The sequence below is a fragment of the Sphaerisporangium sp. NPDC051017 genome, from assembly GCF_040683095.1.
GTDB lineage: Bacteria > Actinomycetota > Actinomycetes > Streptosporangiales > Streptosporangiaceae > Sphaerisporangium.
Genome location: NZ_JBFBCI010000070.1, coordinates 13,874 through 33,797, shown reverse-complemented (window position 1 = coordinate 33,797; position 19,924 = coordinate 13,874). Strand labels below are relative to the sequence as shown.

At 68.1% G+C, this 19,924-nt stretch carries 15 protein-coding genes; 5 read left to right on the top strand and 10 right to left on the bottom strand.

Annotation, left to right across the window (positions count from 1 at the left end; all coding sequences use genetic code 11):
• Positions 1–53: 53 nt before the first annotated feature.
• The 6 genes from AB0M95_RS35315 to AB0M95_RS35290 form a co-directional block, all read right to left on the bottom strand.
• Complete coding sequence (locus AB0M95_RS35315; protein WP_363774365.1) at positions 54–2,000, bottom strand: DUF3732 domain-containing protein; 1,947 nt, start codon at positions 1,998–2,000, stop codon at positions 54–56.
• Positions 2,001–2,004: 4 nt separating this feature from the next.
• Positions 2,005–2,490, bottom strand: a complete 486-nt coding sequence (locus AB0M95_RS35310; protein ID WP_363774362.1) for a three component ABC system middle component — start codon at positions 2,488–2,490, stop codon at positions 2,005–2,007.
• Positions 2,487–3,701, bottom strand: coding sequence for an ABC-three component system protein (locus AB0M95_RS35305; protein ID WP_363774359.1), 1,215 nt, complete (start codon positions 3,699–3,701; stop codon positions 2,487–2,489). The genes AB0M95_RS35310 and AB0M95_RS35305 overlap by 4 nt, the downstream gene beginning before the upstream one ends.
• A 78-nt stretch (positions 3,702–3,779) precedes the next feature.
• Positions 3,780–4,781 (bottom strand): hypothetical protein, encoded by a 1,002-nt coding sequence (locus tag AB0M95_RS35300; protein ID WP_363774356.1) that lies wholly within the window; start codon positions 4,779–4,781, stop codon positions 3,780–3,782.
• A 1,113-nt stretch (positions 4,782–5,894) separates the two neighbouring features.
• Positions 5,895–6,371 carry an NUDIX domain-containing protein gene (locus AB0M95_RS35295; protein WP_363774353.1) on the bottom strand — a complete coding sequence of 159 codons (477 nt, stop codon included), beginning with the start codon at positions 6,369–6,371 and terminating at the stop codon, positions 5,895–5,897.
• A gap of 12 nt (positions 6,372–6,383) precedes the next feature.
• Positions 6,384–7,757, bottom strand: a complete 1,374-nt coding sequence (locus tag AB0M95_RS35290) for a tetratricopeptide repeat protein (protein ID WP_363774350.1) — start codon at positions 7,755–7,757, stop codon at positions 6,384–6,386.
• Between the two features lie 164 nt (positions 7,758–7,921).
• Between AB0M95_RS35290 and AB0M95_RS35285 the strand changes: the two genes are divergently transcribed.
• From AB0M95_RS35285 to AB0M95_RS35265, 5 genes are all read left to right on the top strand, one after another.
• Positions 7,922–8,095: an FxLD family lanthipeptide gene (locus tag AB0M95_RS35285; protein ID WP_363774347.1), complete on the top strand. Its 174-nt coding sequence runs from the start codon at positions 7,922–7,924 to the stop codon at positions 8,093–8,095.
• A 90-nt stretch (positions 8,096–8,185) separates the two neighbouring features.
• Positions 8,186–10,327: a lantibiotic dehydratase family protein gene (locus tag AB0M95_RS35280; RefSeq protein WP_363774389.1), complete on the top strand. Its 2,142-nt coding sequence runs from the start codon at positions 8,186–8,188 to the stop codon at positions 10,325–10,327.
• Positions 10,328–10,371: 44 nt separating this feature from the next.
• The gene (locus tag AB0M95_RS35275) at positions 10,372–11,478 is read left to right on the top strand and encodes a lanthionine synthetase LanC family protein (protein ID WP_363774344.1); all 1,107 of its coding nucleotides are present in this window, start codon (positions 10,372–10,374) and stop codon (positions 11,476–11,478) included.
• Positions 11,479–11,556: 78 nt separating this feature from the next.
• On the top strand, positions 11,557–13,632 hold the full coding sequence (gene fxlM, locus AB0M95_RS35270; RefSeq protein ID WP_363774342.1) for a methyltransferase, FxLD system: 2,076 nt from the start codon (positions 11,557–11,559) through the stop codon (positions 13,630–13,632).
• A 42-nt stretch (positions 13,633–13,674) separates the two neighbouring features.
• The gene (locus tag AB0M95_RS35265; protein WP_363774339.1) at positions 13,675–14,853 is read left to right on the top strand and encodes a hypothetical protein; all 1,179 of its coding nucleotides are present in this window, start codon (positions 13,675–13,677) and stop codon (positions 14,851–14,853) included.
• Between the two features lie 138 nt (positions 14,854–14,991).
• Here AB0M95_RS35265 and AB0M95_RS35260 read toward each other — a convergent pair whose 3' ends face one another.
• The 4 genes from AB0M95_RS35260 to AB0M95_RS35245 all read right to left on the bottom strand — a co-directional run bounded on the left by AB0M95_RS35260 (position 14,992) and on the right by AB0M95_RS35245 (position 19,755).
• Entirely contained in the window at positions 14,992–16,590 is a 1,599-nt protein-coding gene (locus AB0M95_RS35260; protein WP_363774336.1) for a hypothetical protein, read from the bottom strand.
• 20 nt (positions 16,591–16,610) lie between these two features.
• Positions 16,611–18,281 (bottom strand): hypothetical protein, encoded by a 1,671-nt coding sequence (locus AB0M95_RS35255; RefSeq protein ID WP_363774333.1) that lies wholly within the window; start codon positions 18,279–18,281, stop codon positions 16,611–16,613.
• 113 nt (positions 18,282–18,394) lie between these two features.
• Positions 18,395–18,721, bottom strand: coding sequence for a hypothetical protein (locus tag AB0M95_RS35250; protein WP_363774330.1), 327 nt, complete (start codon positions 18,719–18,721; stop codon positions 18,395–18,397).
• A 17-nt stretch (positions 18,722–18,738) separates the two neighbouring features.
• Positions 18,739–19,755, bottom strand: a complete 1,017-nt coding sequence (locus AB0M95_RS35245; protein ID WP_363774327.1) for a DnaB-like helicase N-terminal domain-containing protein — start codon at positions 19,753–19,755, stop codon at positions 18,739–18,741.
• Between the last annotated feature and the right edge of the window lie 169 nt (positions 19,756–19,924).

The window sequence follows — 19,924 nt, the reverse complement described above, 5'->3', positions numbered from 1 at the left end:
TCGTGACGCTCTATTTCAAGATCACGGACGAGTGGGGGATCGTGCTGGGGCTTCTAACTTAGCCACTCGCCAGGGATGAGCTTTATGCCGTTCCGCCAGTTGTGGACGACTGAGTTGTGGAACCAGGGTTCGGGGAGGTTCGCGTGGTCGCAGACGATGATCTGCAGGTCGGGTGAGAGTTCCTGGACGACGTCGTAGAGGAGTTTGAACATCCGAAGGACTGCTCCGCGGTCGGTGTCGTCTTCGGGGACACCGCTTTGCAGAGACATCTCGGACGGGTAGTGGGCTTGGGTCGGTTGGTCGAGGATGAGGAAGCGGGGTACGGGTCTGTTCTGCCTTGTGAGGTAGCGGTGGAGTGCCAGGTGGGTTGCCAGGTGGTACCCGATCCAGTTGGCGGCGCTGCCGATGCGCTCCAGACGGATGGGGCCTCGTTCGGTGTCGGTAACGACGGTGAGTCGGGCGAGATCGAGTCGGACACTGCCTTCGCTGTGTTCGAGTTCCAGCCGGTCAGCGTAAGCGGTCATGTCCTGTCCGACAAGCAGAAGCCGGGAGGTAAGTTGCTCGCGGTCTTCGTCGTCATCGAGTTCGGCTTCGAGGGCCGAAACGGTGGCTGCGGAGTTCTCGACTGAGGCCCGCAGACGTTGGAGTTCGGTGTCGTCGGTGGAGTCGACGCGGGACAAGATCGCGTCAATCCTGCCCCGGGTGAAGTCTCGACCATCGGCCGCTGCCAGGTCCGTGACCCGGTTCGCGGTACGTAGAGCGCTAAGAGCGGCTTCAGTGCTGGCAAGTTCATCGCGGAGGGACGCGGCCTGGCCGTCGAGCGCGATGAGGGCACTGCGCTGAGACGGTCGGGCTTCGGCGAGGTTCTCCAGCTGACTTTGCAGCCGCGTCAGGCTGGAACGGAGCGCAGTTGGGGTCGGGTCAGCGTGGTCGGTCTCCTGCCCACAAGCGGGGCATGCCGGGGCAGCACCTGGTCCCGAATCCGATGCGGCCTCGATCAGCCCAAGGCTAGCGAGCCGTCCAACTTGGAGTTGCAGCGCGTCTCCGTAGTCCGATTCCTCGCTGCGATGGGCGAGCAGGAGAGCTCGATCATCCATCACTCGGGCGAGTTCGGACCTCACGGTCAGCGCCCGACGTTCCAGCGCAACGTAGCGATCTTGTTGGGCGATGTCATCGATCACAGGGCGGCGCTGTTCAGGCGGCGGCGCGACACGTGCGCCCTGGAGAACTCTCACCAGGCTGAGACGGTCAGTGATCTCGTCCTCGGAGACCAAGCCGACGGCGCGTGCCTCCCCATAGAGGGCGCGGAGTTCCACATCAATGGTCTGAGCTGCAAATTCGGCAGCTTGTAGTGCGGATTCGGCGCGTTGAAGGGCTTGCTTGGCGCCCCGCAGCTGGGCACGCTTGATCGCCTGATCCTGAGGGACGGCCCCCAGGAAGTAGGGGATGGTGTCCCGGAGCGCGTCGGCTATGCCTCGTTCGCCCTGCCGGTGAAACAGCGTGGTGGCGCTGGAAATCTCGTTCTGACTCTGGAGACACAGGAGGACGGCGTGAGCGAGGGTGGCCTCCAGCGGCGCCCGGCCGCGCGTCCCGGGTCCGGTGATGTTCTCCTCGATACCGATCCGCCGGCCGATCTGGGTGCGCAGCGTGGCCGCGTCGGTGTTGATTACCAGATCTTGCAGCGCTGGGGGCTGAAGCTCGTTGCCGAACTCCAGCATGGCTTGCTGGGAGGACGCCTTACCAGGCGCGGGCGCCGGGCGGGCGATGAAGACCTGCCCGTCCTCTAGCTGCCACAGGGTGGCGTACCAGGCGACGGTGTCTGTGATCGGACCCTCAGGGACCTGGATGGACTTACGGCCCAGGCAGTAGTCCACGATGGTCAGAAGGGCGCCCTTTCCGGTCCGGGATTCGCCTGTGACGATGTTCAGTCGCCCCGGGTGGAATTCGACGAGACGAGTCTCGCCTTTGGCGTTGTAGAGGACTACCGACAGCAGTTGCACCGAATCAGGGTGCCACACCGAAGAGCGCGAAGAGGGTCGCTGGCTGATCTGCCCGGGTGAACCACTTGCCGACGAGGCCGGCAGCGCGCACGATCTGCGCGGCATCACCACCTTCGATCGGCCGGGCCGAAGCCGAGAGCGTCCCGCGCAGGCCGCCGTCGTCGGTCACCACCAGCGTCCCGTGGGCCATACCGAACCGGAGGCCTTCACGTACATGCTCGGTGAGGGCCTGAGCACGTTGGGGGAATCCCGCCCGGATCACTGGGTTGTCGGTGATCCACGTCGATAGATGGGTCCGGGTGCTTCTGGGCAACGCCTCCCGGGTGCCCTTGTGCAAGACGAGCGGGGCGACCAAGAACGTCAGATACCACGGCATCGCCTTGTCGGACTCACGCTCATACTGCATGGCCGCGTTCGTGGAGATGACCGCCATGAGTGCGGGGTTGAGCAGCGCAGCCGACTCGGGAGACCGATCTGCCCACGCTTTCATGGGCCCTCCGGTGCTCCGGGAAGGGCGGCCGGCACGCTCAGAAGCTCTTCAAGGCGAGACTGAAAGTCGGGATGCCAGCCGATGTCCCGGTGGTCGGCAAGGACATGTCGCCTGCCACGAGCAAAGAACGCGTCGTTGTAGCGGGGGCGCACGTTGACCGCTGTGGAGTCTCGCAGCCTCCGCAGCAGCGCCTTGCCAGCAGCGATCTTCGCGTCCTCGTCGGCGTCAAGGCTGAGATCCTCGATCATGTCGGCGAAGGCCCGATCCCATTCGTCGCGGAGGTTGTCTTCGAACTTCTCCAGTTCATGCAGGCCGATAAGATCCTCGGTGATCCACTTGGTCGCCTGGGTGACCGCCCGGTAGTAGTCGACGATCGCCTTGCGCAGATTCACCTCGTTGCAAGCGACCCAGCGCATCTGGTGAACGAAGACGTCTTCCCCGTGCATGGCGATGATGTGGTTCTCATCGACATCCGACAACTCCACCGTGGTTGGCAGGTTGTCGTCACTGAACTGATCACGCAGGTGGGAGATAGCGGCCTGAGCTTCGCCCGCTCCCACCATCTGCCGCCGACCACGCAACATGTCCAAGGCCACGCCGGACCACCAACGCCACACCATCGCCAGAAACAACTCCTGGTTGGCGTGAGGCATAGCTGCCCAGAGGATCTTGGCCAGCTTCTGATCTAGATCGTCAATACCCAACGCTCCATCAACCACGGTCACACGGCCCAACAGGGTCTGCTGCTCGGCCTCGGTCAAGGCCAAGAACCGTTTCCGCGCTTTCTCGGTGCTCTCGGAGATCGAAGTGCGCGCCGCGTCTGCCAGCTTGATGACGGCGGCCTGAGTGTTACGGGTATCGCGACGAAGAGCGTGGGCGGCGGTGCCGGCGGGTGCCACGGACGTGGTCACCAGAATCAACGCCGGCCCCTGCGGATCGGTGGGCTGAGCGGTGTTCATCCACACCAGCAGGGTCTTCCAAATGTCGGCGTGCTTATCGCCCAGCCCCATGGCGGCACCTACGTGGTGCTTCGTCTGGAGCAACTCAGTCGGCGAGCCGGACTCCTCCCAAGCCACATCATCGTGAGTCTCCAAGCTGATCGCCTGATCAGGTCTGTCAGGGGCGCGCTGGAGCAGCTCGACCAAACACCAGTTCACCTGATAGAGGTAGCCGATCGCACTCGCGGAGGCATCATGCTGGCCGGCAGGCATAGAGCGAGTCTCTATCGGCCCCGGATGCCATGTCTAGGAAACGCGCACAACTCTTCCACCAACATGCCAGACTCTGTACTAGTTGTGGTAGCGGCTGGTCACCAGGAACGTCGTGCCGTCGAGGGCCTCGCCGAGGGGGGTTGCCGCCCAGTCAGCAAATTGCTGACCTCGCCCCGAACTAAGATCTAGCACTTCTATGAGTTCAGAGGCGGTAGGTGGGGTTGCTCGATCGCAGTCCAGGAGTGGCTCTCCGGTTGCAGAACCGTCCTCATCCTGTGGGTCATCGGGTATCCATTGTCCGATCTGCAACCGCCAGGTGTTGTCATCATCGCTGGGCATGGGAGCGAAGATGTTGAGGTAGTAACGGCCCGGTTCGTCCCACGGGTCATGTTCAATGAACAAAGATCTGTCGATGATCAGGTTCGCCTCCTCGTTGTTGCATCGGGCATGGGCGTCATAGAGCAGCCGTAGATCATCAACTGCCCGTTCAAGGCGGTTGCCGGAAGCGCCGCGTTCGAGGCGGTCGAAGCGGGTACGTTCGCCTTTCAGGCAGTAAGGATCGCCAAAGAAGATGCTCCCGCGCCGGCTATCGAAGGTGACGAACGGATTTTCGAGCTCACACAGCCGCGTGTCTTCCGTCTCCTCGGGGTCGAGGTCCCCCGAAGAACTGGTCAGTGCGCCCGCCTCCGCTTCGATCTCGGCTATGACTGCGGCCCGGACGGGTGCGGGCACCGAAGATGTTGCAGCGTCCAGATCGATCAGCGCCTGGTGAAGCAGCAGCTTCACGTACTCGTACCAGAGGCTGTGCGCGCCTTTCAGTAGATTCTCTCGCGCGTTCTGGTCGACGAGTGCAGCAAGGTGGTCGGCAGGGTAGCGCGCCACACGCTCTCCGCGCTCGTCCCGCACGGCGATAGGGACGGTGGCATAAGCGGAGATTCTGTTGAGTGCACTCACCAGAGGCGTAGCAAGCGCAGTGTTCTCCACGCTCGTCACAGTTACCGACCGAACGCCGTCCGGCGCACGGTAGGTGGCCAGAATCTGCGTCTTTCCGCGATTTGCGTGCTGCGAGTAGATAGCCATGGGGATGCGTCCTTTCAGCCGAAAGGACGCAACAGGTCCAATCGACTCGAGGAGAGGGGAGACGATGCCTGGTCACATGACGAGACCAGCACCTTGAAGCGTGTCGGCGGTGGCTCAGACCCAATTCCGAACTCCGTGCCTGCTTGAAAGATACGCGTCCTTGACCACGGGGACAACCTGATCGCACTGTCCTGATCCACGGCTTCATGGCTCTCGTCCCAGGACGACTGGGCCGTGATCTCCAAGTGCTCAGTCCCAGCACCATGGTGACCCTCAGGTCGTGCGTGTTGACAATGGTCACCACGCTCCTGAGCACAGCACTCGTGATCCTCGCGAGTGATCCTTCCGCCCACCACGGTTCGCACGCGCACTGGCCGGTCCCGCATGCGCACACAGCGGTCGACCATCACCTGCGACGACCGCGCGAGCCGAAATCAGCCCGCCCAGCGGGCCACAGGACCTGAGAAGCCATGAGATCCGCCCGCTCAAGCGATCCGGCGGGATCTCGTCAACCACCCCGGAGCTAACTCAAGAAGGGTCCTGGGTAACGATTGCGACCGGCTGGATCATGCGGCGAGTTGCTAGGGAGCAGACTCCAGGGCGGTTCTCGATCAGTGCTGTTCCAGAGTTGCTCGGATCTTTGATGCTTTGGGATGGCCCATACGAAGTTCTCGTTTGGTCCGACGGATCGAGGGGCTCTTTCCCTCCGTCGAGGGTGTCGGCGTAGAGCTCGACCGCAGCGATGACATCCGGGTCCGGGACAGGCGGCGAGGCGGCTTCGGGGCCGCTGGCCACGGAGAACGCCTTGGCATGAGCCTCTGCCGAGCCGTCCGACGCTGCCTCTTTTGACTTCGGATCGGTGATCAGCGTGCTGGACGACGGGTGCCGGCATCGCTACTACTACGAGCCGCATCCGCCCAGTCCGATCCGGGCCGAGGAGGTTCGTGGCGGCCGCCGCTGCCGTGTCTGCGCTCCTGACATCACCCCACCCAAGCGAGGCTCAGGACGCTTCACCACCGGCGGCGGCCGCGACAGCTAACCGCCCGCCCGACATCTCACAGAACCCCGGCGGCCGGCATCGCAAGCGGTGAGCTTCCTGCGAGCCGGTCTCGTTCAGAAGCCTTCGGAGGCCACCATCGGCCCGCCGCCGAGGTAGTTCATCAGCGCTTCACGGGTCGTGGACACGAACCGCTGCGGGATGTCATCGACCGACATCCACGCCACCCGCACGTGCTTGTGCGGTTCGGCGTTGACCGGCTCACCCTCCCACTCATGCGCGACGAACACCACCGTCAGGAAACCGTTTGGCGCCTCGACACCCCACGCGCCGTGGATGAGACCGGCGACCTTCAACCGGTCCGGGTTGACGACCAGACCCGTCTCCTCTCGCAGCTCCCGCACGGCGGTCGTGGTGATTAGCTCACCCTTGTCGGCCTTGCCGACGGGCAGATCCCAGTGGTCGGCGGCGAACTTCGCGCTGGGAGCCCGCTGCAGGAGCAAAACTTGGCCGGTGGTGGTGTCGTGCACGATGACGGCGGCGACCAGCAACGTGTGGGAATCCAGCGCTGGGGGCAGGGCGATGTCAGTCACGGATCGATCCTCTCAGACCATGGCCTGGTGGATCCGCTGCTCCAGCAGCGCCGCTCCCGGCACCCCGCGCCGTCTGTAGAGGCCGAGCACGGGCCGGATCGATGCCAGCGCCGTCCGGGTGCGCGCCGAGGCCATCCCCTCGGCCAGGTCCAGCGCCCGGCCCCAGGCCGCCACCGCCTCATCGGCTCGCGCCTGAGCGGCCAGGCAGTCGCCCAGGTCCATGTGGGTGAGCAGGTGAACGCGTGGGAACGCGAGCAGATCCCAGGAAGTGAAGGCCGCCCGATGCCGGGCCTCGGTGCCGGCGTGGTCACCGATCTCGGTCAGCGTCCGGGCGGTGTGAGAGTCCACCGTCCCGGCCGCCGGGCCCATCAGCAGCGAGTAGGACGGCTGTGGTTCGTCCTGCTGGGCCAGGGCGTCCTCGGCGGCCAGCAGCGCCCGCGCGGCCGAGTGCTTTTCCCTCAGGGCCGCGTACGCGCGGGCCTGGGTGATGTGCAGCAGCGCCTGGGTGGCGCCGTCGGCATAGCCATCCGCGCGCGCGAGGGCCGCCTGGATGAGGTCGAGGCTGCGGCCGCGCTGCTTCAGGCTGAGCGCCTGGTGTGCGACGGCGCGCATCATCCACGCGGCGTGGGCGTGTGGGTCGGCTTCGACGGCGAGTTGGAAGCCGAGCAGGTAGTAGCGCTGGGCGGCGCCTTCCTGGCCGAGGTCGTGGTGCTTCCAGCCCTGCAGCCACGCCAGTTCCGCGGCCGCGGCGAAGGCGTCGCGGCGCACGCGCTCGCTGGGAAACCGGCCCGAGAGCATCGGGGCGACGGTGTCGGCAAGGTAGGTAGCGACGGTGGATAAGCCGTGCCCGCCGCCGAGTACCTCGTCGGCAGCGCCGAAGGACTTGGTGATCTGGCGGACGACGGCGACCTCCTCGGCGCCGACGCGTGCGCGGCCGGTGCGGGCCCGCAGCAGCCTGGTCACCGGCTCGTGGTCGTAGTGCAGCGGCATCGCCACGGCCGCGCTGGTGTACACGGCGGCCGCCAGGTAGGCGCGGTGCTCGACGTCGGCCCGGCCCAGCAGGGTCGCAGTCTCGATCGGGTGCGCGCCGGCCAGCTCAGGCGCGCGGGCGGCGGCGAGGCCGAGTTGCTTGGGCGTCACCGTCCTGCCGACGCGCCGCGACAGCGCTTCGGCGAGGTAGGTGATGGTGCGCTCGCCGGGCACGGTACCGGCCACCCAGTGCGCGACGGCCGACTTGTTGGTCCGCAGCACCTCGCCATTCTCCGCCGCGATGCCGACGACGGCACGGGCCAGGCTGTCGTAGCTCATCCCGGACGCGTTGATCATCTCGCGCAGACGGTTGTTGACTCGATGGTGGGCAGAGCGCTGATCACGTGCCTTCGGCATCGGAACCCCGTCGGTGGATAAACCGGATAAACGCTGCGCGGCACCTCCGACCATAGCCGCCCACTGGCGTGCCGTCATTCACTGAACCCAGGCGCGATCACGGCCGTCGGGCCGGCGCCCGAACATCCCGGTTACCACCGTTGTCCGGACAGAAGGGCAGGGAGATGAGCACCTCCAACCTCGCGCAGCAGACCGTCACCGCCACCCAGCCGGGGTTCGACCCGTTCGATCTCGACATCACCTTCATCGAGGGCACTCCTGCCGCCGAAACCGCGCTGCGATGCAGCACCGGTGACACGTGCGGGAGCTCCTGCCCGAGCGCGTGCACCACCTCCTGATCCAGCGTGGCGCCGCGGGGCCCGCGGCGGCACGGCTGGCCGGAGCAGATCGTGTGGACCTCCCCCATCGTCAAGAACGGAGCGTGCGTGATGACGCGGTCGCGGCGCAGACTCTACCGGCGCACCGGCACCGCCCTGCTGCGTGCCGCGGTGAACCTCTCGGCCCCCGCGCTCGGCGCGTGGCCGGGTCCGGGCACCGATGGCGAGCATTGGCGGTCCTGGATCGCGCCGGTCTGGGCCGATGAATCCTTCCGGCGCACCGTCAGCGTTGCGAGCCCAGACCTGGCCGACCGCGTCGAGGCCCTCCTGACGTGCCAGTCGGCGGATCGGCGCCGGGCCCGCCGGGCCGCGCTCGCCCTGGCCCGCTACGCTCTCCGATACGCCCACCGCTCCACCCCCTTCGGTCTGTTCGCCGGCGTCGCCCCAGTGGACTTCGGCTCAGTCGATCCCTGCCCAGTCGGCTCTGGGCAGGCGGCTGTCGTGCGTTTCGGGCACCAGCACCAGGTCGTCGCCCGCACCGACCCTAAGGCCCTCGACGCGCGGATCACCGCGATGGAAGCAGACAGCGGGCTGATGGCGGATGTCGAGGTGTGCGTCAACACGCTGGCGCGTGTGCACGGTGGCCGCTTGCACATCCCCGCCGAGGGCGCCGCAGCGTTCTCGCTCGCGCTTACCCCTGTGGTGGCGCTGGTACTGAAAACGGCCGCGACACCGATCACGCACGCGGAGCTGCTGGGCAAGCTCGCCGCCGAGTTCCCCGAAACGGGCCGCCGGCAGCGGGAACGGCTCGTGGCGGACCTGCTGCGGACGCGGCTGCTGCGCTCAGCGCTGCGTGCCCCAGCCACCATCGTCGACCCGGCCGCCACCCTGACCTCCGCCCCGTTCACCACCCTGGGCGCTCCTTTCCTGACCACCAGCGCCTTTCCCCCCAGCGCTCTCACGACGGATGCGCTGACCAGGGATGCGCGGGATGGGGACGAGCGGACGGCGCTGGACGTCCGCCTGGATGCCACGGTGCACCTGCCGGAGACGGTCGCGGTCGAGCTGGAGACGGCGGCCACCGTACTGGCTAGGCTCGCGACCTGCCCGACAGGGACCGGGTCGTGGCGCCGCTACATCGAGCGTTTCGCCGACCGCTACGGCGAAGGCGCCGAGGTCAGCGTGGAGCAGCTGACCGATCCCGAGCATGGGCTGGGACTGCCCGAAGGGTTCGACGAGGTGGACGAGCCGCCCCGGCCGATGTCGCGCCGCGACCGGCTGCTCCTGGAGCTGGCCGGGACCGCCGCGCTCGAGGGCCGTCGGGCGGTCACCTTGTCCGAGACCGTGGTCGAAGAGATCGAGGCCGCCTCTGGCGGGCCGCCACCGATCCCGGCCCCGCACTTCGAGGTGTGCGCCCATGTTCAGGCTTCTTCGCTGTCCGCGCTGGAGCGGGGCGACTTCCGGGTACGCGTGCACACCGTCTCCCGCGCGGCCGGCACCATGACCGGCCGGTTCTGGCACCTGTTCCCCCATGCCGCCGCCGGGTACACCACCCTCCCCACGGTCTCGCCCGGGGCGCGCCTGGCCCAGCTGTCGTTCCACCCCTCCCGCGTCGAGGCCGACCTGCTCACGCGTGCGCCGCAGGTTCTGCCGACGCTGGTCAGCGTCGGCGAGTTCCGGAATGGGAAGGAGAGGGTGCTCTACCCCTCGGGTCTGGTCGTTGGCCTTCGCGACGGCCACCTCTACCTGGCCGTGGCCGCGACCGGCGAGCGCATCGAGCTGCTGACCCCCACGGCGATCAACTTCGTGTGGAACAACTTCACTCCGCCGCTGGTCCGCTTCCTGGCCGAGCTCAGCCGCGCCGCCACGCCGCAGGTGACCTGGTTCGACTGGGGCGCCGCGTGGACGCTGCCGTTCACCCCGGCGTTGCACTACCGCCGCACCATCGTGGTCGCCGCCCGCTGGCAGCTGAAGGCCCGTACCCTGCCCGGCCGCGCCGCCTCGCAGCGGGAGTGGGCGGAACAGCTGCACGCCTGGCGGACCCGGGCCGGGGTGCCCGACCGGATTCTGCTGGCCGTCGACGACCAGCAGCTGCTGCTGAACCTCTCCCACGACATGGACCTCGACCTCCTGCGCACCCACCTGCTCGGTGCGCCGGTCGCGGTGCTGTACGACGCGCCGCCGCCTGAGGCCGATGGCTGGATCGGCGGCCGAGCCCACAGCATCGTCGTCCCGATGAGGTCGCACCCATGAGCCCGGCCCCGACCCCGATGAGCAGGGCAGACACGGCACACCAGGTGAACACACGACCTGCGGAAGACGCGTCACAGGCGCAGGCAGCGCCGACGACGCAAGCCCTGGCCGAAGGCGCGCTCGGCGTGGCGCTGCTGCACATCGAGCACGGCGACCTTGCCGCCGCCCGGCCTCTGCTCGCCGAGGCGGTCCGCGGCGGGGTAAGCACCGGCGCGAACGCGTCCCTGTTCCACGGCGCCCCGGCACTGGAGTTCGTGCTCCATCGCGCGGGACACGCCGACCCCGTTGTGCAGGCCGCCGTGGACCGGGTCGTGACGGCCCGCCTGTCCGCGGCCGCCCGCCGCCACGCCGCCGGGCGGCTCGCACCGCTGGCGGAGTTCGACCTCATCAGCGGACTCACCGGCCTGGCCGCGCTCCTGCTCACCCGCCCGAGCACACCCAGCCTGCTGCCGCAGGTACTCACCTACCTGGTGTCCCTGGCCCGTCCCGCTGACACCGACCTCGACCTGCCCGGATGGTGGTCGCCGGGCAACCCCGCCCACGAGCCGGTCACCGGCGGCTACAGCGACAACGGGATGGCGCACGGCATCGCCGGTCCGCTGGCGGCTCTGGCCCTGGCCGCCCGCCATGGCATCCACGTGCCGGGCCAGGCCCACGCGATCGAGACATTCGCGCGCTGGCTGGAGACCTTCGGCTCCAGCTACTGGACCATCCGCACCCAACTGCTCACCGACGCACCCGCAGCACCAGCGGCATCGTCACCGGCGCGTCGTCCGTCCTGGTGCTACGGCGACCTCGGCATCGCCCGCGCCCTGCACCTGGCCGCGCTCGCGACCGGGAACCCGGCCCGCAGGCAAGCAGCCGAGGACCTCGCCCTGACCGCCCTGACCGACCCCGCCCGCCTGGCCCTGATCACCGACGCGTCCCTGTGCCACGGCTGGGCAGGACTGCTCACCACCACCCGAGCCATCGCCGCCGACAGCCCCGACCCCGGCCGCTTCACCGACCACCTTGGCCACCTCACCGGCTGCCTGGCCGACAGCATCGACGCGCTCGCCAAACCCGGCTTCATGGAAGGCCACGCGGGCGCGCGGCTCGCGCTGGACGGCACCGACGCCACCGGCTGGACCCGCGCCTTGCTGCTCACCTGACCGCCCCAACCACCCCCGATACGCCCGACCGCCCCGCCTTCCCCGACCCATCGAGCTGAGCAGGAGCACCCGCGAGCGATGGACCACGACGACGAACACCTGCCGATCGACGCCGCGCACGGCTGGTGGCACGCGACCGTCTCCTTCCCCGAGACCACTGGCATGACCACCACAGCCGCCACCACGCTGGCCCTCGCGCTGGCCGGCCAGCGTTTCCACTTCCTGCGCAAACAGGGAAAGCTCCGGCTGCGCACCAAGCAGCCCGCCGACGGCCTGCTCGACCAACTCGTCACCGACAAGCTGATCACCGGCTGGGCCGGCGGAATCTACGAGCCGGAAACCGACGCCTTCGGCGGGCCGGACGGCATGGCCATCGCGCACGATCTCTTCTGCGCCGACAGCCCGGCCGCTCTCGCCGAGACCGGCAGCACCCGCGCCCGCGAGCGCTGCATCCTGCTGCTGTCGGCCATGCACCGCGCCGCGGGCCTGGACCCATTCGAAATCGGTGACGTGTGGGCGAAGGTCGCCCGGCTGCGCCCTCCGATCACCCCTCCAGGCCCGGCCACGCGCACCGCAGCGATCACCGCCATGCGACGGCTCATCAACGCCGACGCCACCCACCGCGAAAGCGCCGAACCGGGCTGGGCCGAACGCGTCGCCGCCTTCCACGACGCCGGACGGCACCTGGCGCGGCTGGCCACCGCCGGGCACCTGACCCGAGGCCTGCGCGCGGTCCTCGCCCACCACGTCATCTTCGCGTTCAACCGCACGGCGATCGGTGTCGCCGACCAGACGGCGGCCGCCTGGCTCGGCCGGCACGCCGCCTTCGACCACCCCGACGAGCCCGACGGCTGCTCCGAAACGTCCGTCGGGTCAACCGCCGTGTTCACCGCCCCCGGGGCGCCCACGCCCCCTACCCTCACACGGATGGAGACCACCATCACCGCCGACCCCGCCGCACTCCGCGAAGCCATGGTGACCACGCTCACCGGCTCCGGCCACCTGCGCACCCCCGCGATCATCGACTCCTTCCGCGAAGTCGAGCGCCACCACTTCGTCCCGCACACCGACGTCCAGGCCGCCTACCGCGACGACGCAGTCGCGATCAAGCACGACCAGGACGGTGAGATGATCTCCTGCATCTCCGCCCCGTCCATCGTCTCCACCCAGCTCGAGCAACTCGACGCCCGCCCAGGACACAAGATCCTGGAGGCCGGGGCCGCCACCGGCTACAACGCCGCCCTCCTCGGCAGGCTCGTGACACCCGGCGGGCATGTGTGGACCCTCGACGTCGACCCCGACCTCGTCGACAACGCCGCCGCCCACCTGGCGGCCGCCGGAGCCGAGAACGTGAGCGCGCTGCTGGCCGACGGCGCCTCCGGGCTGCCCGAGCACGCCCCGTTCGACAGGATCCAGTTCACCGTCGGCGCCGGAGACGTCCCCACCGCCGTGCTGGAGCAACTCGCCCCCGACGGGCGGCTCGTCATTCCGATGCGCATCCGCGGCAGCATCTCCCGCAGCTTCGCCTTCGAGCACAACGGCGACGACACCTGGCGCACGGTCTCCTGCGAGATGGCCACCTTCGTCCCTCTGCGCAAGGGCATCTGCGACGACCTCTACACCCTCGTCTCCCACAATGGGGAAGGGAACGTCCGGCTGGAGACCTTCAGCGAGCAGAACGTCGACCGCGACGCGATGCGCACCATCCTGGACACCCCCGCCCACAAGGTCTACACCGGCGTGAAGTTCCGCAAGGGCTCACCCTGGCAGTGGGTCTACCTCTGGTTGGCCTGCGTCCTGCCGAACGGCCTGTCCCGCATGCCCGGCCAGCGGCCCGGCTTCACCCCGCACTTCGCCTGGGGATCCATGGCCGCGCTCGACGACGACAGCCTGACCTACCTGACCGTGCGCGAAGGCGAGGACAACGGCGGCAGGTTCTGGGAGATCGGCGTCATCGGCCACGGCCCAGGGCGCGCCGAGCTCGCCGAGCAGGTCGCCTCCGCGATCAGCGAGTGGGAACGCGACTACGGCAACCGGGCGCCCGCCCCCGGCTTCCGCATGGCCACCACCGCCCACCGCGACCTGCTCAAGACCGCCGACCCGCGCTTCATCATCGACAAGCCGGCCAGCCGCCTCGTCATCGACTGGCCCTGACCCCCGCCCACGAGGCCTGAGGCCCTGGCAAGGGAGGACGCGATGAACTCCGCGACGAGTTCGACGATGAACCCGGCGATCGCCAGCCGTATCCCGCTGGTCTGCCGGTCCAAACCCCCAGGACTCCCCCTGGCCACCCGCATCGCGGACCTCACCGCGCTGACCAGCGAACCGGACGGCCTGGACCACCACCAGCGGGTGGCCCGCGCCAGCGGAGTCCTCAACTTCGCCGCCCTCATCGCCTCCGACACCGGGCTGCCCGGCCTGGCCGCGGACCTGTGCTGGCGACAGCACACGATCTTCGCCCAGGCCGGGTCCCTCACTGAAGGCATCGCCGTCATGTCGCTGATGCCGCTGGTCAACATCGCCCGCCTGCTCATCCGCGAAGGCGACGGCGAAGCCGCCATCATCCTGCTGCAGCAGCTCTACCAGGCCGCCCAACAGCGCACCGCGACCGTCATCGCCGGACACGACGTCGACCTCGCCCCGCTAATCCACAACGACGACGACCACCGCACGATCTGCACCGAGCTGTGGCTCACACTGCTCATCGACGGCGCCCGCGCCCTGGCCTGCAGCGGCCGCTGGAGCCAGGCCGCCGACACCATGGCCGCGCACCGCGGCATCGGCAACCGGCTCCTCGACGGCCGCCAGATCACGATCATGGCCCTACTCCAGCAAGGACACGCGGACCAGGCCATCGCCATGATCGACACCACCATCCCCGCCGAGCCCTGGGAAACCACCGTCGCGGCCCTGCTCCGCCTGTGCTGCCAGCCTCCAGTCGAACCTTGCCCGCCACCAGGCCTCCTGCACGCGGTGCGCGACGCTCTCACGCTGGTCATCCAGCCCGAGCCGATGACCGCCGCCTTCCGCGCCCGGCTCGGCCTGACCACACTGGACCTGACCGCCGAGCGGTCGGCCGAGACCGGCTCCGAACTGGCAGACGCTGTGACGGCCATGCAGGCCGCCGTGCTGGACGTGGCCACGTGCGACGCCTACGCCGCCCGTGACGTCCTGGCGCACCCCGTCGCACGCGCCCACATGACCCGCCGACAGGAAGACGACCTCGCCGCGGTTGTCACCGCCGCGGGCCTCGGCGCCCGAACCCTCAACACCGACCATCACACGACGCTCACCTCCGCGGTCGACACCGCCGAAAACCGGCTACGCGCCCTCCTAGCCTCAGAGCCTCCTCAAGCAACTCCCCGTGCCCCGTGACGATACGCGCCACGCCCAACTCTGGGAACGTACGTGCCGCAGAGATTCGCCGAGGTGTTGCCGTGACGTGACTGATGCGGGGAGATCTCCGGTCGCGGGGGCGTGAAATACATCAACCCGACGTGAGAGCCCGGGCCGTCACTGTGAGTGGATGTAGATCTCGTTGAAGACCTCGGCGAGCTTGGTCAGGTCCTGGGTGATCTCGCGCTCGGGGTCGCTGGCGTTGAAGGTGACGGCCAGGCGGCCGAGGGCTTTGCGGGCTTGGAGTGCTTTCCACAGGGTGTTGGTCTTCAGGCCTTCGTCGAGTAGCCGCCAGGTGGTGCCGTCCCAGTTCTGGCGGTGGGTCCACAGCATGATGGTCTGGACGCCAGCCTGGAGGGGTAGGTCGACGCGGAGTTTGGCTGCGGCCTCGGCTTGCTGGGCGGTGAGTTTGGCTGGGCCGCTGTGGGCGAGGCCGACCTCGCGGGCGCCGATGTGGACGCGGGTGTCCCAGGTGCGGGCGCGTACGGCGATCCACTGGTTGCGCAGTGCCTTGTCCGGGGTGATCTTCCACTTGGCGTACTCGCTGGCGAACAGGCCGCTGGTGACGTTGACGTGGTCCACGTCACCCGTCAGGACGTACTTCTCGACGTTGGCCCGGGTGATCAGCGGGTACTGGGTACGGAGGGCGGCCTGGCAGGGTTGAGAGACGCCGCACCCCAGTTCGGGTACGAACACGTCCACCGCGAGCTGCTTGTCGGCGGGCATGGCTGCGCGCAGGGCCGTGGAGGAGTCGCTGACGAAGCGGCGGACATCGTCGGCGGTCTTGAAGCCCCAGTAGCCGAGGTCCTGGGCGAACTTGACGCCGACGACTCCGGGCCTGTTGGCCTGGGCTGCCAGGGCGGCGACCGCGGCGTTGAACTGGTCCTTGCCTGCCTGCCACGCGGGAGCCAGTTCGCTTTCGATCCAGACCCGCATGCCGAGCTTCACGGCCGTGGCGGCTGCCTTGCCGGTGGCGTCGTCGGGCGCGGCCGGGGTCTTGGTCTTGGGCGGTGCGGCGGACGCGCTCGGCGTGGGAGTGGTCTGGTCAGGTGGGGTCTGCTCGGTAGTGGTCATGGGCTCCACCGGCTCCTGCTTGGTTACGGTCGGGGCCGTCGAAGGTTGGGTGAGCGGAGCCGGTGAGGCGCTCGGCGCGCCGACGGTCGGGTCTGTGGGGTTCTGGCCCGAGGTGTCGGCTGTTGGAGCGGTGGTCGGCACTCCAGCGCCGGAGTCGGCTTCTGTGCTGCCGGAGCCGCTCGTGCCGGTACCGGAACAGTCGAACTCGCCGCCGATGCAGGCCTTGGCGGGAGGCTTGGTGATGTTGCCGCCGACGTCCTTGCAGATGTACTTGCCGGCGTTCTGGTCGTACTTGCACAGGACCTGGTCTTTGTCGGCGCATCCCTGCATGCCGGGGCCTTTGTTGTTCTTGTCCTTGCAGAACAGGACAGGGCCGGGAAAGGGGACCGCTTCCTTGAGCCTTTGGCCGTCGTTGAAATTCCAGTAGTCCAGGACCCTGAGGGCGTCTTTGGGTGTCTCGGCCATCCACGAGCAGTACATGAATTCCGGGGTTCCGGTGCCGAGGATGTCGTCACACTCGTTATTCGAGACAGTGTCGGTACCGGGGTCGGCCAGGGCCATGCCGGTGGGGATGCCGATGGTCAGCGTGAGTAGCACCGCAACCAGGGCGATGATCCATTCGCGTTTGCGAAGTCGGGGCATTCGGGGGGCTCTTCTCGTTATTAGAGGGGCTTGGGGCAGTGCTTCATGTAGGTGATGGTCACGCCGATGGTCCCGGAGCCTTTGGTGCCGTTGTTGTCACCGGACCAGGAGATCGACATATAGGTGTTCAGGGGCTTGCCGCAGTCGTTGGTGTCGCCGGGCCCGACCTGGAGCGAGAAGTTGATGGTCGTGCTCTGGCCGTTGCCAACGCTTCCGCTGCCAGGTGAGGCGCTCACGTTAGAGCCGCTTGCCTGCCAGGTGATCGATCCGGTCTGGCTGCTCACGGTCACCGACCCCTGCCGGCCGGTGCCCACGTCGATCGAAGTGGTGGACGCCGAGAACGACGGCGGCGGCGGTGGAGGCGGGGGCGGAGGGGGCTGTTTGGGTGACGATTGCGGCTGGGAGGTTTGTGGCGGCGGCGGATTGTTCGGACCGTTGTCAGCCGTTGGCGGGCCGCTGCGGTCGGGCTTGCCGGTTGGTTTCGCGGAGGGTTGGGAGCGGTGGGACGGCGGCGGCACGAGCGGCACGGATTTGTTCGCCCGGGTGGCCGCGCGCTCGTTGGCCTTCGGCCTGGCAGTGGCGACGGGGAGACCGTTGTCCACGGGACCTCCGGCGCCCGCGGGAGGTGGTGGGGGCGGGGAGTCGACCAGGGGTGGCAGTGGATCGCCGGCCGTGACGGCGACGATCGTGTCTCCGGCCGCCTTCACCTCGATCGGCTTTGCGCTGCTGGGGTGGAACAGCAGTGACCAGATCACGCCCGCCGAAGCCACCGACACCAGGGTGATCAGGCCGACGCGCCCCCACCGGATGCGGCTTTCGGGGTCGGCGGCTTCCGGGTCGGGCTCCCAGAACTCTGCGGACGGCGGCTCCCCTTGGGGCCGATTGGGTGTGAAGCCCTCTTCCACCGTCAACGGCGCCTCAGGGGGTGGAGGATCCTCTAGCGCGTCGGGCTGGACGGGGAAACCGTCGGGATGCCAGCCCTCGGTGCGGGTCTCGGCAGTGGTGACCGAGGTGCTGGCACCGGCGAGAAGTCGTTCCGCTGGGGCAGAGCTCGTCGGGATGGGCATGCGTGACAGCAGCGTGGTGATGGACGCCTTCGACGGCGCTGCCTGGCAGCTTTTGCAGGCACGCAGGTGCCGGCTGATGTGAGCGCGCAGCAGCCGCGTCGGTGACTCCACCCACGACCTCACCAGACCGGCCATCACCGCGCATCTGGGGGTGGCGAGCCTGGCGTCCATGACGGCGGCCAGCCATTGTTCGGCGGTGCGCCTGCCCGAGCACGCTGCCGACTCCACCGCGTCCACCGGGATATCGAGTACCCGCGCCACGTCATCCGGCGCGAGGCCATGCCGCAGGGTCAAATCGAGAGTCTCGCGTTCGCGCGGCTCCAGGCAGGCCAGCACTTCGACCGCCAGCTCGGGAGCGCCGCCGCGTCCCTGCCGGGCGTGCGAACCGGTGTGCGTGACGCCGGCGAGCCTGGCCTGGCACTCGGCGCGGGCCAAGGCGTACAGCCAGGCGCGACGACGCCTTACGTCATGCAACTGGGCGGTGTGGGCAACGGCCCCGTAGATGGCGCCTACCGTCGCTGACAGTGCATCGTCGTCGTCCACCAGAGAGCAGCAGTAGTCGTAGAGCTGCTCGCCGTACTCGCGGCACAGACGTTCCAGGGCGGCGGGATCGTCGATTAGCACACAGATCAGCGCTCCTGAAGTAGATCGGACCAGGGGATTAGAAAAGGCAGCATGTGCGAGCCTCGCCATAAGCGGACCCATGCGCCTTCATTGGTATGCATCGCAGCTGGCCGTCAGATCGGGTTCAATCGTTCGTCTGGGTCGGGCCGGGTGGCTGCGCGGATCGCGGCGTTGCGGGCCACAATCGCGTCCTGAGCGGTGATGCGTGAGGCTTCGGCATCCAACATGTCGGCGAGCTTCTTGTCCGTGCGAATCCATCCCTTCTCGAAATGGATCCACCAGGTGTCCTGGTAATGGACGGCGTACGCGATGGTCTGGCCGAGCGGCGACACCAGACCTTGGTCGAAGGCCCGGCTCATCTCCGCATGACTGATGATCATTGGTTGGGCGTCGGGTTCGATGGTGGACGGCTGATCTGCGGGGCGCTTGGGGAGCGACATGGTTTCGGTGGCTCCTTCTACCGGCGCAGCTCGGGACCGTCGAGGCCGAGCGTTCGATCGGGTGGTGTGAGCAGAGGTGCGGCGGCTTCTTGTGTGAGGCCGCGTTCGTGGTGCAGAGCCCGGCGCGCGGCGAGGTCGTGCGCACTCGTCCCTGCGTTCCTGGTCAGCGGGCCGGATGCGGTCATGAGTTCGGCGCGGGCGTGGTCGGCCAGCAGGTCGCGTCCGATCTCGATGGCGACGCCGGCCTCGACCGCGGTGACCGCCAGGCGCGCAAGGTAGCCGGGAGCCGCGGGTGTGGCCTCGGACCGGCTCTCGGTGGTCTCGCCGGCCAAGGCCAGGTCGGTTGATGGAGAGCGGGCGAGTTCCCAGGAGAGCGTGAGTTCCTCGACCGGCTCGCCGTACTCGTCGACTGCGACGATGGCCTCGTAGATGCTGCGCCGGTCGGGGCTGGTGAACACCTCGGGATCGAGCCAGGCGGCCACCTCGTGCAGGTGTTCCGGATGCTGGATCAGGTCGGCCAAGAGTGCTTCCTCGCGCAGAGTCCGCAGGTCCTGGCGCGGAGCCTCCACCGAGAGTTCATAGGTGAGGCTGGCCTGGAAGTGGACCGCGTTGGAGCGCAGGGCGTCCGACAGCAGCGCGAAGTGGTCAAGTTCGGGGTCGACGCCACGGACCGTTCCGGCGGCTTCAGCGAGGCGGTCGGCGTGGCCGAGGAGCTCTCGACGCAGCGCGGCTTCCTGGATCATGCGGCCGTAGACGGCGACGGAGGAAACATCGGGGCTGGACAGGGCCAGACCGGCGAGCCTGGTCTCGTCGATACCGGGCACGTCGACTTGGGAGGTGATCCGCGCGGCCATCGCCGCGCCCCACGTGCCAGGTTCGTTCGCGCGGACGTCGAGGAACGCCGCGAAGATGGCCTGGTGATCGGCGTGGTCGAAGTGCCGGGGAAGAAGGTAGGGCACGTCGTTGATAAGGCTCGGATCGTAAATGAGTGCGCCGAGCAGCGCTTCTTCGGTCCGGTGGAGGAGATTAGGCATGGTGTGGGGGTTTCCTATCGTTGTGTGACCTCCTGGAAGAGACCCCAGGTCCGCTCAATGCAGAGCAGTTACTCGGGCTGATGGCGGAGGGATGTCCGGGCGTCGCAAGGATCGTGTCCACTTGGCCGATGCCTCGCATTTCGGGGTCCCCAGTGCGTGCTTCGACCGA